The following is a 13,264-nucleotide window of genomic DNA, read 5'->3' on the forward strand; positions in this document are numbered from 1 at the left end:
TGAGTGCAGTGATGCAGGCGGTACTGCAGACAGTAAGACGCCAGCCTGCCATGATGGTCAAGTCGCCGTCGGCGCCCACCCACAACAGACGAGACGCGTCATGCCGTTGACCCGCAGCCACGCCCGCCTGCCTGCCACCCTCGAGATCGAGGTTCTCGACGAGTTCGGCGACCCCCGTCGGCAGGCGATTGCCGCCGAGCGCGCGCTGACCCTCTACCTTAACAAGCGCGAGATTGTCACCCTGATGACACTGGGCGACGACCCCGAGGCGCTGGTGGTGGGCTATCTGCGCAACCAGGGACTGCTGACCTCCGGCGAGGATCTGGTGGCCGTGCACGTGGACTGGGAGGTCGAGGCCGCGGCGGTGGTGACCCGACACCTGCCCGAGGATCTCGAGGAGCGCCTGGGGCATCGCACCGTGACCACCGGCTGCGGCCAGGGCACCGTGTTCGGCCGGCTGCTCGACGCCGTGCCGCGCCAGCCGCTGGCCGAGACGCCGCTGCGCCAGTCGACGCTCTACGCGCTGCTGGAGAACCTCGGCGAACATAACGAGACCTATCGCAGTGCGGGGGCGGTGCATGGCTGTGCGCTTTGCCACCAGACGCGAGTGCTGGACTTCGTCGAGGACGTGGGGCGCCACAACGCCGTTGATACCCTGGCGGGACGACAGTGGTTGGCGGAGGCAGACTCGGAAGGGGCCGATATCTTCTACACCACCGGCCGGCTGACCTCGGAGATGGTGCTCAAGGTCGCCCAGATGGGTATCGGCGTGCTGGTCTCGCGCTCCGGGGTGACCCAGAAGGGAGTCGAGCTGGCCAACCGTTTTGGGGTGATGCTGATCGCACGCGCCAAGGGGCGACACTTTCAGGCGATCCATTCCGCCGGACGCCTGGTGCTGGATGCGGTGCCGCCGCGCCGCCCGGGTGATCGCGCGGCCGGCAGCGGGCGCTGAATCAGGCGGCGTCGACCCGCGTGCAGACCGACAGCACCACGGCATCCGCCTGGCTCACAGACACCAGGGCATGGCCCATGTCGCTGTCGAAGTAGATGCTGTCACCCTGCTCGAGACGCAGCGGTTCGTAGAACTCGGTGTAGAGCAGGACCTCGCCGTCGAGAACCATCAGGAACTCCTCGCCGTCGTGGCGCACCCACTCGATGAACTCCTCGAAATTGTGCGCCCGCACGATGGTCTTGAAGGGAATCATGCGCTTCTGGGCCAGTTCGCAGCTGAGCAGTTCGTGCTCGTAGGTGGGCGTTGGGTGCAGCTGGCCCTGGCCGCTTCGAGTCAGGTCGCGGCGCCCCATGGTGCGGCTCTGCTGGCGAGGCGGCGTGAGCAGCTGGGGCAGGTCGATACCCAGGCCGCCGATCAGCTTCTGCACGGCCATGAAGGTAGGGGAGATCTGGTCGTTTTCGATCTTGGAGAGCGTCGAGCGGGCCAGGCCGGTTCGTTGGCTAACGTCCTCGAGGGTCCATTGGTTGGCCAGGCGTATCTCGCGCAGGCGCTCGCCGAGGCGCAGCGGTTCGACGAGCGGCTTGCGCCCGGAGGCGATGCGCAGGGCGGCGTCCTGATCGGTGGTGGCGGTCATCGGCAGAAATTCACTATCGGAAACAGGTTTCCTCGAGCTTACCACAGCCTGGCGGCGTTAACGCCGCCGCCAGGCCGTCTTGGCAGTTCCGCCGACAAGGTACGTTTCCCGCCGCCGGGAAACTCCCGCGCAGTGATCGTCAGGCGACTAGATCGAGGGAGCCGGTGCGTCGCTGAAGGGTTGGCCCAGCAGCGCCTTGAGGTGGGCCTCAACGCTGCGCCCGAGGGAGTCGAGGTGGTAGCCGCCCTCCAGCACCGAGACCAGGCGGTTATCCGCGTAGAGCGCGGCGATCTCCAGGGCCATGTGGGTGACCCAGTAGAAGTCCTCCTCCTCAAGGCAGAGCTCGGCCATCTCGTCTTCCCGGTGGGCGTCGAAGCCCGAGGAGAGCAGCACCAGCTCCGGCTTGAAGCGATGCAGGGCGGGGAGCCAGTCATCCTCGATGGCACGACGGAAGGCGGCGCTGTCGGTCCCCGCCTCCAGCGGCGTGTTGATGACGTTCTGCCACTCGCTGCGCAGGTAGCGCCAGGGGTAGAAGGGGTACTGGAAGCTGGTGCAGACCAGCACGTCGGGATCATCCTTGAAGATGTCGATGGTGCCGTTGCACTGGTGGACATCGAAGTCGAGGATCGCGATGCGCCGTGCGCCATACTTCTCGCGGGCGTGGGCGGCGCCCACGGCCACGTTGTTGTAGAAGCAGAAGCCCATGGCGTCGGTGGCTTCGGCGTGGTGCCCGGGAGGGCGCACGGCACAGAAGACGTTGTCGGCCTGGTGGCGAAAGACCTGATCGACGCCGCGTATCACCGCACCCGCGGCCACTCGGGCGGCGCTGAGGCTGTCCGGATTCATCATGGTGTCACTGTCCAGGGTGACGATGCCCTCTTCCGGGACACACTTGTCCAGGGCGCGAAGATGTCGCAGGGGGTGAACCCGAGCCAACTCCTCCTCGGTGGCCTCGCGGGCCTCGGACTGCATGGTCTGCTGCAGCAGCCCGGACAGAGACAGCCTGGCGCGAATCGCCTCCAGCCGCAGCGGGCTCTCGGGGTGCTCGGGACCCATGTGATGAAGCATGCAGTGGGGATGGGTGATGTAACCGGTGATCATTGGTGCCTCCAGGCTGACTGGGATCACTTTACTTTGCCCAATCCCTTGCCAGACAGTGTCAATAGGTCGTACACAATAGGCAGCCATTCCAGCCATAAGCTGTCGGGAGAGCATCGTGAGCACCCGTTTCCTGCGTCACTTCTTCGAACCCAAGACCATCGCGGTGATCGGCGCCTCGGAAAAGCCCGATTCCCTGGGCGGGCTCGTGATCCGTAACCTGCAGGAGGCCGGTTTTCCGGGCACCCTCTGGGCCGTGAACCCCAAGGGTTACGCGAGCGTCTTCGGTCAGCCTGCCTTCTCGCGGATCGGCCAACTTCCCGAGGCGCCCGATCTCGCCGTCATCTGCTCACCGGTGGCCACAGTGCCCGGACGCATCGCCAGGCTCGGCAGCATCGGAGTGCGCGCCGCCCTGGTGCTATCTGGCGGCTCTCACCTGGACGAGGCCCGCGACGGCAAGGCCTCGATCCGCCAGCGCATGCTGGATGCCGCCCGGCAGTCGGGAATTCGTGTGCTGGGGCCGGAGTGCATGGGCCTGATCGTGCCGGGGCGCAAGCTCAACGCCTCCTACGCCAACCGGCCGATCAAGGCCGGCAGGGTCGCCTATCTGGGACAGTCCGGCATGCTCGGCACGGCGATGATCGACTGGGCGGCGGGGCGAGGCGTAGGCTTCTCGCACCTGATTACCCTCGGCGACAGCGTCGACGTCATGCTTCCCGACCTGCTCGACTACATCAACCAGTTTTCGCCCACCCAGGCGATCCTGCTTCACCTGGAGAAGATCCTCGACGCCCAGCACTTCATGACCGCGCTGCGCGACGCCTCGCGCAACCGCCTGGTGCTGGCCATCAAGAGTGGGCGGACCCCCCAGTCGGATCTCACCGGCCTGCCGCCCACGCCGGGGGTCGCCAACCGCGACCAGATCTTCGATGCGGCCTTCTCGCGAGCCGGGGTGGTGCGGGTGCACGACTCCGACGATCTGTTCGATGCGCTGATGACCCTTTCGCTCATGAAGCCACTGCGCGGTGACCGCCTGGCCATCGTCTCCAACGGCCTGGGGCCGGCCATGCTGGCCATCGACAAACTGATCCACGCCGGCGGCAAGCTGGCCGAGTTCACCGAAGAGACGCGGGCGGCGCTGAATCGCGGCGACTTCGACATGAGCAAGCCAGGAGAGAACCCGGTGGACATGGGCGGCAATGCCACCCCCGAGAAGTTCGTGGAGGTCATCGAGATCGTCGCCGCCGACCCCGGCGTCGACGCCGTGCTGGTGGTGCATGCGCCGACCCGCATGGCACCCTCCAAGACCACTGCCCAGGCGGTGGTGGCCAATCGCAAGCGCTTTCGCCGCAACCTGTTGACCAGCTTCATGGGGCTTGAGGAGGCTCTCTCCGCGCGTCACGAGTGCAGCCTGGCGGCCATTCCCACTTACGTGTCGCCCGAGAAGGCCATCAATGCCTTCATGCACATGGTGGACTACCAGCGGGTCCAGGCGCTGCTGCAGGAGACCCCGCCCAGCCTGCCGTTTACCACTACCCCGGATATCCGCGCCCGCTGCCGCACCCTGATCAAGGAGGCCAAGGCGAAGGGGCGTGAATCGCTCTCCCACTCCGAGACCGCCCAGGTGCTGGAGGCCTACGGAATTCCGGTCGCCCATAGCCGCTATGTGACCACCCCCGAGGAGGGCGCCGCCGCCGCGGCGGACTTCGAAGGCGCCATGGCGCTGAAGGTGGTGCATGAGGGGAACTGCCGGCCGTTCCGCTATCGCAAGCACCCCCATCGGGTCTCGGCGGGACTGCTGCAGGACCTCAGGAGCCCCGAGCAGGTGGCCGAAGGGGTCACGCTCCTTCGTGAACAGGTGAGCGAGAAGTATCCCGCCTTCAAGGTTCGTGAGTACTGCCTGCAGCCCATGCAGCGCGGAAAGCATTCGTTGCAGACCTGTGCCGGGATCACCCGGGATCCGGTGTTCGGCCCGGTGATCGTGTTCGGTATCGGCGGCTACAAGGTCAATATCCTGGCCGACCGCCAGGTCGCGCTGCCCCCCCTCAACATGACACTGGCCGAGGACATGGTGGATCGCACCCACGTGGCGCGGTTGATCCATGAGCACTCCGGCGACCCCGGTCGGGATATCGAGCGGCTCTGCCAGATGCTGGTCAAGCTGTCGCAGATGGCCAGCGATCTACTCGAGCTGCGTGGGATAGAGATCAACCCGCTGCTGCTCAACCGTGACGACATGGTAGCGGTGGACTTCGCCATGGACCTGGGCACGCCGGCACGCTTCGCGATCATGCCCTACCCGGAAGAGCTGCGTGAGTGGGTGACCCTGAAGAACGGCTGGGAGGTAGAGGTTCGTCCGATTCGGGCCGAGGATGCGCCGCTGATCACCAGCTTCCACCGTCAGCTCTCCGAGGAGAGCATCCGTTTCCGCTACTTCCACAACAAGTCGGACCTGACCCAGCGGGACCTGTCGATGCTGTCCCACATCAACTATGACCGCCAGATGGCCTTCATCGCTGAACACCTGCGCGAGGATGGCAGCAAGGAGATGCTCGGCGTGGCCAGGGTATGGAACGACCCCGACAATATTCGCACGGAGTTCTCGGTGATCATTCGCGATGATCTCACGGGGCTCGGCCTCGGCAGCCTGCTGATGAACAAGTTGATCGACTACTGTCGCAGCGTTGGCACCCTGGAGATGATCGGCAAGATCATGGTCGACAATCACCCGATGCGCGCCTTGATGAAGCATCTTGGTTTCAAGCAGCGCTACAACATGGAGGAGCAGGTAGTGGATGCGGTGCTGCGGCTCAACGAGCCGGAGAGCGAGTGGCAGCGCCACCGCCTGGAAAGCCTGCCGGACTGAGCCCGTCCTGCGCGTAGGCGCCGCGTTCAGTTGCCTCCAACGGCAGACCCCCGCCAGTGGCGGGGGTCTGCCGTTGGTAATCGCCGGGCCCGGAGTACTCGCCTCGGATCAGCTGACCGTGTCGATGCTCAGGGCGCCATGCGGAAGTGCTGCCACTGGCCGTCACGGGCTTCGTAGCGAATGCGGTCGTGGAGGCGGCTGGGCTGGCCCTGCCAGAACTCGATCATGGTGGGAACCACACGGTAGCCGCCCCAGTGCACCGGGCGCGGGATCTCCTGTCCCTCGTAGGCCTGTTCGAAACGGCTCTGGCGCTCCTCGATCCAGGTGCGGCCGGGGATCACTACGCTCTGGGTGGCCACCCAGGCGCCCAGCTGGCTGGCCCGCGGGCGACTGGCGAAATAGGCGTCGGACTCCTCGGCGCTGACCTGCTCGACACTGCCCTCGACGCGCACCTGACGCGCCAGCGACGGCCACCAGAAGACCAGGGCGGCGTGTGGCACGTTGGTCAGCTCACTGCCCTTGTGGCTGTGATAGTTGGTGTAGAAGACCAGGCCCTGCTCGTCGATCCCCTTGAGCAGAACGATGCGCGCGTGGGGCAGGCCCTGGCTATCCACGGTGGCCAGCGTCATGGCGTTGCCGTCATCACCCTCGCTTTCCAGCGCCAGGGCGAGCCACTCCTCGAACAGTACCATGGGGGTGTCGGTGGCCTGTGACTCGTCGAGCAGCCCCCCTTCGTAGTCGCGGCGGATATCGGCGATCTTGCGTGTCATGACAATCTCCTCGAAATTTCTTTCATGGTCGCCTCTGCGCGCCCTCAGCTCAACACTCTTTGCCTGTACCAGCGGGATTTGTGATCTTAAGCATATGCCCGTTCGCTCTCACGGCGACCCGCCCAGCTGCACCATGGCCATGTAGGCCGCGGTGCCGCCGATCATGGCGAGCAGCGCGTTACGCCGCCAGAGATGCAGCACCACCACCGCCAGGGAGGCGAGGACCATCGTCCACCCGGTGGCGCCGGCATTGAGCTGCCCCTCGGCCAGGGGGCGGAAGTCGCGCAGGGCATAGATCACCAGGATCATCATCACCGTAGGGGGCAGGTAGCGCCCCACGGTGCAGGATCAGCGTACCGGCCTCACGCCAGGCGTCGGAGGATGACAAGGGGTAAACTCCTTCTGCGGGTGATCGGTATCCACCGAACGCCATATGGTAAGACAAATGCCCGGAGCTGGCCGCCCGAGACCGGAGAATCCACTGCAATCAGCAAGGAGGCGAGATGACACGACTGAGAGTCTGGGACTTGCCGGTGCGACTCTTTCACTGGGGGCTTGTCGGGTGCGTGGCGCTGGCGTTCTACACCATGAAGACCGACGGGGCACCCTTCATTTTCCCCGTCGATATTCACGCCCGGGGCGGCTACGTGCTGATTGGCCTGTTGCTGTTCCGCTGGCTATGGGGCCTGGTGGGCAGTCGTCACGCCCGCTTCCGCGGCTTTCTCTACCCGCCCGCGACGATGTTCGATTACGCCAGGCGCCTGCTGCGCGAGCGCCCGCCCATCTTCGCCGGTCATAACCCCCTGGGCGGCATGATGGTGGTGGTGATGCTGCTGTCGCTCACCTTCCAGGCCGCAAGCGGGCTCTTCCTGACCGACGACATCTTCTTCAATGCTCCCCTGCATGGTTGGGTGGACCGCAGCACCGCCCGCACCCTGGCAGGTCTCCACCACCTCAATGCGAACCTGCTGCTGCTGCTGATTGCCGCTCACCTGCTGGCCCTGGTGGTGCACCGGCTGAAGGGTGAACGCCTGGTGAGAGCAATGATCACCGGACGCAAGGCGCTTGCGGGTGAGCCCGAGGACGATCCGGCGGTTGGCGGCCCTGTCCGGCGCATCGCCAGCCCCTGGCTTGCCCTGGCGGTGATCGTCATTGCCGCGCTGCCGGTGATCTGGCTCTGGAAGGCGTGACTGCGGCAAGTCATACGCAGGAAGGCGTCGACTCAGTCGGCGCGGTAGTTGTCGTGACACCCTTTGCAGCTGTTGGCCACGGCTCAGACCTGGCGACGCAGCGCGTTGAATTCCTCGCCGTTGTTGATCATATCGGCCAGGGTCGCGGCCTGGGCCGTGAGCGGAAGGGTCAGCGCGGTGGAGAGGCCCAGGGCGAGCAGAGGTCGGAGGGTCACGGTCATCACGAACTCCTTGCATTGGCTTGTCGGTTGCTAGGCTTGATGCAGGTCAAGCTCCATCAGCCTGGCACGCCACCGGGTCAGCTGCCCTCCGCCTGGGTGCGTAGCTGGCGGCTGCGAAAGCGCGCGTAGAAGGTGCAGCCGCCGAACAGGGCCAGCGCCGCCAGGGCGATCAGCCAGCCGAGCCAGCCGAGGCCGGGCAGGACCGCCACGTTTACTCCGATCATGAAGTAGAGCAGGCTGACGAAGGCGAGCCAGGCGTGGCCCCTGGGTCGCCTGGCGAGCAGGGAGGGCAGGAACAGCACCAGCGGCAGCAGGAAGGCCAGCAGCGGGCGCAGGTTACCGCCGTCCCGCCACAGCAGCAGGCCCCAGACCACCAGCGCCAGAGACAGGACGCCATAGCTGCCCAGCACCCAGCGGCGGGCACGGGCTGTCAGCGGGTCCAGCCCCATCTCGGCCTCCAGGGAGTCGAGCCAGCGCCTCATGAGCGTTCATCCCTGGGCATTGCCGACAGCGCCAGGGCGAGTCTCGCCAGGCGGCGGCCCTGGGCCTGGGCCAGGCGGCACTCATGTTCATCCAGGGGGCGGTCGCTGCGCTTGCCGGCCAGGTGGCTGGCCCCATAGGGGGTGCCGCCGCCGGAGGTCTCCATCAGCTCGGTCTCGCTGTAGGGCAAGCCTGCATAGACCATGCCGTGGTGCAGCAGGGGCACGAGCATGGTCAACAGGGTGCTCTCCTGGCCGCCGTGCAGGCTGGAGGTGGAGGTGAAAGCGGCGGCAGGCTTGTCGATCAGCGCCCCACCGAGCCACAGCTCGCTGGTTCCGTCGAGGAAGTGCTTGAGCGGCGCGGCCATGTTGCCGAAGCGGGTGGGGCTGCCGATGGCCAGCCCCGCGCAGTGGCGCAGGTCCTCCAGGCGGGCGTAGACGGCGCCCTCGGCGGGAATCTCCGGATCCACCGCCTCGCAGGTGGGCGAGACCGGCGGTACGGTCCGCAGGCGCGCCTCGATGCCGCGAACGGATTCGACGCCGGCGGCCAGCCGTTCGGCCATGGCGCGGGTGGCGCCGTGGCGAGAGTAGTAGAGGATCAGCACATAGGGCAGGGAAGCGCTCATCGGGGCTCCAGAGACAGTAAAAGGTCGGCACATTGTAGCAAGGGGCGGCGACCGGCTCACGGAGAAGCCGTCAGGGCTTCTTCGGGCAGGCGCCGATAGACCCAGGCTTCGCCGCCGTCGGCGAGGGTGAGGCGGACCCGTTCGTAGCGGATGCCGAGGCGCTCGTAGCGATCGAGCCGGGCCAGCGCCTCGGCGCTCACGGTGATCACCTCGCCCTCGACCCGTTCGCCGGAGGCCTCCTCCAGATCGAGGGCGGTGCGTCTGGCGTCCTCCAGAATCGCCGGGCGGGATTCGCCGGCGCGGCCGGTGACCACCCAGCGCACCAGCCCCGAGCGTAGGGTGCCGTAGACGAAGACCTCGTGAGGGCCGGCCTCGATGGGCGCCAGGTGGTCGGGGCGATCGTAGGTGAAGGGGCTGAGCATGGTGAGCCACAGCCAGCCGGCCACGGCCAGCGGTAGGCCAAGCAGGGTGGCGAACAGCAGGTGAAGGCGTCGCATGGGGTTCCTTTCAAAAGGGGAGTGCCCCATCCTGCCATGCCGTGAGGCACTTGTCCGGCCTCACGCTGGATGGCTTAAGCCGAAGCGAGGGCTCTGCTAGGATGGACGCTCCCATGACGTTCCTGAGGTGTCCCATGACTCGCCAGGCGTGTTACGACCTCGACTTCCAGGCCCTGATGGGGGATGTGCGGCCGCTCTCCCGGACCGGCAATCGCGCCGATCCCGGCCACGGCCGGCGCTCTCCCAGCGAGGCGCAGCTGGCCCGCCGCGAGAGCGCCGCCGCTGAGCTTGAGGGCCATGGCTTTCTCTCTGATGACTTCGTCGACCTTATGCCGCCCTTCGACCCGCTCGCGTATCGTCGTGACGGCATCCAGCAGGGGGTGGTGGATCGTCTGCGCCACGGCGGCTATGCGGACCAGGCGCGCCTTCACCTGCTGCGCCGCCCGCTGGAGGAGTGTCGCCGGGCCCTGCCGCCCTTCATCCATGAGGCTTACGCCCACGACCTGCGCTCGGTGCTGATCGTCCATGGCCGCGGCCAGGCCATCGACAGCCCGGCCAACGTGCTGCGCTCCTACCTGGCCAAGTGGCTGACCCAGTTTCCCGAGGTGCAGGCCTTCGTCTCGGCCCAACCCTCCGATGGCGGCCTAGGAGCCACCTGGGTGATGCTGCGCAAGAGCGAACGAGCGAAGTCCGCCAACCGGGAGCGGCAGCAGAAGCGGCGGGGGTAGAGGGCCTGGACAAGGGTGCTGGAAAGGGGCTCGGAGAGGGGGAAGGACCTGGATAGAAGAGCGGAAATCGCTCAGGCATGGAGGCGCCGGCACGCTTCAGCGGCCCCGAAGAATGCCGGGGCCGCCTTCAAGATGCGCGGGTCGGCTTCAGGCCTGGCCGTTCTCGCGCAGGCGGCGCTCGAAGAGTGCCTCCGACTGGTCCACCGCCGGTTGATAGCTGACGCTGAATGCACCCAGCGCCCGCAGGGCATCCTCCAGGTGCTGGTCCTCGCGCAGCGCCAGGGCATCGAAGCCGCAGCGGGTCATGTAGTAGAGCTGGTCGACCAGAACGTCGCCGATAGCCCGAATCTCGCCACGGTAAGCGTGCCGTTCGCGCAGCAAGCGGGCCAGGGTATAGCCACGACCATCGGTGAAGGCAGGGAAGTCGATAGCCACCAGCGGCGCCCGTGACAGTTCAGCGGCGAGGGGGGCGTCGATTTCGGTGTCGCTGGTCAGCCAGGGGGCAAGGCCGGGCTCTTCGCCATGCTCGCGCCACAGCGCAAGGGGCACGATCACGGGGCGGCGACTCGGCAGTCCCTCTTCGACACGCGACAGCGCCCACTCGTCCTGTTCCGGCTGGCCCAGCTTGATCAGGGTGCGTGTCGGTTCCAGATGGCGATCAGGCATAGACCCGCTCCTTGAAGGGCTTGTGGCCGATTCGGCGATAGGTGTCGAGGAAGTGTTCATCGTCATGACGCTGCTCGACATAAACCTTGAGGATCTTGTCGATCACCTCGGGAACATCTTCGCGGAAGAAGGAGGGACCGAGGATCTTGCCCAGGGAGGCATCGTCGGTGGCGTTGCCGCCCAGCGAGATCTGGTAGTACTCCTCGCCCTTCTTGTCGACGCCGAGGATGCCGATGTGGCCCACATGGTGGTGGCCGCAGGCGTTCATGCAGCCGGAAATATTGAGATCCAGAGGCCCCAGGTCGTAGAGGAAGTCGAGATCCTCGAAACGCTCCTGAAGTGCCTGGGCAATGGGGATCGAGACAGCATTGGCCAGGCCGCAGAAGTCTCCCCCGGGGCAACAGATGATGTCGTTGAGGGTACCTACGGTGGGGTTGGCCATGCCATGTTCATCGAGCGCCTTCCACAGGTCCTCCAACTCATCTACCGCCACGTCGGAGAGCACCAGGTTCTGCTCGTGGGTCACGCGGGTCTCGCCGAAGCTGAAGCGTTCGGCGAGATCGGCGACGGCGTCAAGCTGATCGGCGGTGACGTCGCCCGGAGCGTGTTCGCGGCGCTTGAGCGACAGGGTCACCGCCTTGTAGCCCGGTACCTTGTGATCGGTGACATTGTTGGTGACAAACCGTGCGAAGGCGCGATTCTCGCCGCGCAGGCGCTCGAACTCGGCGATGGCGGCCTCGCTCACCGGTCGGCGCTGCGGTTCCTCGAAGTGGGCTCCGGCGGCCTCCACGGTGGCCCGGGTGAGGGTCTGGGGACCGTCCTTGAGGTGGACCCATTCTTCCTCGACGCGGCGGGCAAACTCCTCCACGCCCAGCGCCTTGACCAGGATCTTGATGCGCGCCTTGAACTTGTTGTCGCGGCGGCCAAACTGGTTATAGACCCGGACTACCGCTTCGAGGTAGGTGAGCAGATGCTGCCAGGGCAGGTCCCCGCGGACGACTTCGCCAATCATCGGCGTGCGGCCCAGGCCGCCGCCGGCCAGAACTTTGACCCGCACGTCGCCGCTGGCGTCGTGCCACAGGCGCAGGCCGATGTCGTGGACCTGAATGGCGGCGCGGTCGGCGGCGGCTCCGGTCACGGCGATCTTGAACTTGCGTGGCAGGAAGGCAAATTCAGGATGCAGGGTCGACCACTGACGGATCAGCTCACACCAGGGACGCGGGTCCTCTACCTCGTCGGCGGCGATGCCCGCGAACTGGTCGCTGGTGGTATTGCGGATGCAGTTGCCACTGGTCTGGATGGCATGCATCTGCACCTCGGCGAGTTCTCCGAGGATATCGGGAACGTCCTCCAGTGCCGGCCAGTTGAGCTGCAGGTTCTGACGCGTGGTGAAGTGGCCGTAACCGCGGTCATAGCGGCGGGTGATGGACGCCAGGCGCCTAAGCTGAGTGCTCGATAGCATGCCGTAGGGGATCGCGATGCGCAGCATGGGCGCATATTTCTGGATATAGAGACCATTCTGCAGACGCAGCGGACGGAATTCTTCCTCTCCGAGTCGGCCGTCCTGATAGCGATTCATCTGATCGCGGAACTGGGCGACGCGCTCATCCACAAGCGTCTGGTCGTAGCTGTCGTAGCGGTACATTCAGCCGTTCCTGCTGCAGTGAAGGGGGACAGTGCCTGTAGGGGCACCATACTCGTCGTGCTTTATTCTTGGAAAGAATAAAAACTTATAGTTTTTATGCAAAAAGTAATTACAAGACTCTGGCGGAGACAGCGAGTCACACCTGAAGACGCAGCCAGCGGCGTCTCTGCCAGATGATGGCGAACCAGGCGGAGTTGAGGCAGCGATAGCCGAGCTGTGCCCACCAGATGCCGAGCAACCCCTGCTCGAGGCCCACGCCGATCCACCAGGCCAGCGGCAGGAACACCAGCCACTGCAGGCTCAGGGTCGTGGTCATCACGGTGCGATTGGCCCCGGCGCCGAGCAGCGCCTGGGCCAGCACCAGGGCGGCGGCGTCGAGCACGATCATCAGCGCCGTAAGCTGCAGCGGCACCCGGCCCAGTTCGACCAGCGCCGGATCATGAAGGAAGACCCCCAGCACTGCCTCGGGAAACAGCGCCATGGGCAGCGCCAGGACCGCCAGGCAGAGCCACGCCAGATGGACCACCTCCCAGCCCCAGCGGTGGGCATCATGATGGGCCTCGCGCCCCAGCGCCTGACCGACCAGGCTCATGGCCGCCATGCCGAGTCCCACCCCGGGCAGGATCAGCAGCAGCGAGAGGTTGACCAGCACGTGGCCCACGGCGACGCTTGCAGTGTCGATCTGGCCAAGGATCCAGAACAGCACCGCATAGCCGGCGGCGAACCACAGCTGCTGGAACGAGTGAGGCGTGGCCAGGCGCAGGGTGGTCGCGAAGGTGAGTCGCCGCGGGAAGCCGGCGAGAAAGCCGCTGCTGGCGGCATGGCGCGCGCTGAGCAGCGCCCAGACAGCCAACCCCAGGAACAGCGACAGGGTGGTGGGGGCGCCGGCGCC

At 66.1% G+C, this 13,264-nt stretch carries 15 protein-coding genes; 4 read left to right on the forward strand and 11 right to left on the reverse strand.

Translation table 11 applies throughout. The features are described from left to right. Nucleotides 1–100 precede the first annotated feature (100 nt). On the forward strand, nucleotides 101–952 hold the full coding sequence (locus ACR80S_RS11450) for a formate dehydrogenase accessory sulfurtransferase FdhD (RefSeq protein ID WP_435399730.1): 852 nt from the start codon (nucleotides 101–103) through the stop codon (nucleotides 950–952). 1 nt (nucleotide 953) lies between these two features. Here ACR80S_RS11450 and ACR80S_RS11455 read toward each other — a convergent pair whose 3' ends face one another. Both ACR80S_RS11455 and ACR80S_RS11460 read right to left on the reverse strand, forming a co-directional pair. Next, on the reverse strand, nucleotides 954–1,586 hold the full coding sequence (locus tag ACR80S_RS11455; RefSeq protein ID WP_435399729.1) for a helix-turn-helix domain-containing protein: 633 nt from the start codon (nucleotides 1,584–1,586) through the stop codon (nucleotides 954–956). 147 nt (nucleotides 1,587–1,733) lie between these two features. After that, the gene (locus ACR80S_RS11460; protein WP_435399728.1) at nucleotides 1,734–2,687 is read right to left on the reverse strand and encodes a histone deacetylase family protein; all 954 of its coding nucleotides are present in this window, start codon (nucleotides 2,685–2,687) and stop codon (nucleotides 1,734–1,736) included. Between the two features lie 115 nt (nucleotides 2,688–2,802). Here ACR80S_RS11460 and ACR80S_RS11465 point away from each other — a divergent pair, with 115 nt between their 5' ends. Continuing rightward, complete coding sequence (locus ACR80S_RS11465; RefSeq protein WP_435399727.1) at nucleotides 2,803–5,550, forward strand: bifunctional acetate--CoA ligase family protein/GNAT family N-acetyltransferase; 2,748 nt, start codon at nucleotides 2,803–2,805, stop codon at nucleotides 5,548–5,550. Between the two features lie 128 nt (nucleotides 5,551–5,678). On the opposite strand, the gene pdxH is transcribed toward ACR80S_RS11465, so the two are convergent. Continuing rightward, nucleotides 5,679–6,320, reverse strand: a complete 642-nt coding sequence (pdxH, locus tag ACR80S_RS11470) for a pyridoxamine 5'-phosphate oxidase (protein ID WP_435399726.1) — start codon at nucleotides 6,318–6,320, stop codon at nucleotides 5,679–5,681. 108 nt (nucleotides 6,321–6,428) lie between these two features. Further along, on the reverse strand, nucleotides 6,429–6,659 hold the full coding sequence (locus tag ACR80S_RS11475) for a branched-chain amino acid transporter permease (protein ID WP_435399725.1): 231 nt from the start codon (nucleotides 6,657–6,659) through the stop codon (nucleotides 6,429–6,431). A gap of 164 nt (nucleotides 6,660–6,823) precedes the next feature. Here ACR80S_RS11475 and ACR80S_RS11480 point away from each other — a divergent pair, with 164 nt between their 5' ends. Next, nucleotides 6,824–7,510, forward strand: a complete 687-nt coding sequence (locus ACR80S_RS11480; protein ID WP_435403235.1) for a cytochrome b/b6 domain-containing protein — start codon at nucleotides 6,824–6,826, stop codon at nucleotides 7,508–7,510. Between the two features lie 83 nt (nucleotides 7,511–7,593). Here the strand turns inward: ACR80S_RS11480 and ACR80S_RS11485 are convergent, their stop codons facing one another. The 4 genes from ACR80S_RS11485 to ACR80S_RS11500 form a co-directional block, all read right to left on the reverse strand. Then, on the reverse strand, nucleotides 7,594–7,731 hold the full coding sequence (locus ACR80S_RS11485) for a hypothetical protein (protein ID WP_435403236.1): 138 nt from the start codon (nucleotides 7,729–7,731) through the stop codon (nucleotides 7,594–7,596). 77 nt (nucleotides 7,732–7,808) lie between these two features. Beyond that, nucleotides 7,809–8,213, reverse strand: a complete 405-nt coding sequence (locus ACR80S_RS11490) for a DUF2069 domain-containing protein (RefSeq protein WP_435399722.1) — start codon at nucleotides 8,211–8,213, stop codon at nucleotides 7,809–7,811. Then, on the reverse strand, nucleotides 8,210–8,836 hold the full coding sequence (gene wrbA / locus ACR80S_RS11495) for an NAD(P)H:quinone oxidoreductase (RefSeq protein ID WP_435403237.1): 627 nt from the start codon (nucleotides 8,834–8,836) through the stop codon (nucleotides 8,210–8,212). The genes ACR80S_RS11490 and wrbA overlap by 4 nt, the downstream gene beginning before the upstream one ends. Before the next feature lie 56 nt (nucleotides 8,837–8,892). Further along, complete coding sequence (locus ACR80S_RS11500) at nucleotides 8,893–9,333, reverse strand: gamma-glutamylcyclotransferase family protein (RefSeq protein ID WP_435399720.1); 441 nt, start codon at nucleotides 9,331–9,333, stop codon at nucleotides 8,893–8,895. Between the two features lie 113 nt (nucleotides 9,334–9,446). Here ACR80S_RS11500 and smrA point away from each other — a divergent pair, with 113 nt between their 5' ends. Next, nucleotides 9,447–10,061, forward strand: coding sequence for a DNA endonuclease SmrA (gene smrA / locus ACR80S_RS11505; protein WP_435403238.1), 615 nt, complete (start codon nucleotides 9,447–9,449; stop codon nucleotides 10,059–10,061). A 147-nt stretch (nucleotides 10,062–10,208) separates the two neighbouring features. Here smrA and ACR80S_RS11510 read toward each other — a convergent pair whose 3' ends face one another. The 3 genes from ACR80S_RS11510 to ACR80S_RS11520 form a co-directional block, all read right to left on the reverse strand. Further along, a complete protein-coding gene (locus ACR80S_RS11510; protein ID WP_435403239.1) occupies nucleotides 10,209–10,727 on the reverse strand; it encodes a DUF934 domain-containing protein in 519 nt (172 codons plus the stop codon). Next, complete coding sequence (locus ACR80S_RS11515; RefSeq protein WP_435403240.1) at nucleotides 10,720–12,372, reverse strand: nitrite/sulfite reductase; 1,653 nt, start codon at nucleotides 12,370–12,372, stop codon at nucleotides 10,720–10,722. The genes ACR80S_RS11510 and ACR80S_RS11515 overlap by 8 nt, the downstream gene beginning before the upstream one ends. Nucleotides 12,373–12,508: 136 nt before the next feature. Then, nucleotides 12,509–13,264, reverse strand: a 756-nt coding sequence (locus ACR80S_RS11520; RefSeq protein WP_435403241.1) for an MATE family efflux transporter, incomplete at its 5' end; no start/stop codon positions are given.

It is taken from the genome of Halomonas salsilacus, assembly GCF_051216275.1.
GTDB lineage: Bacteria > Pseudomonadota > Gammaproteobacteria > Pseudomonadales > Halomonadaceae > Halomonas.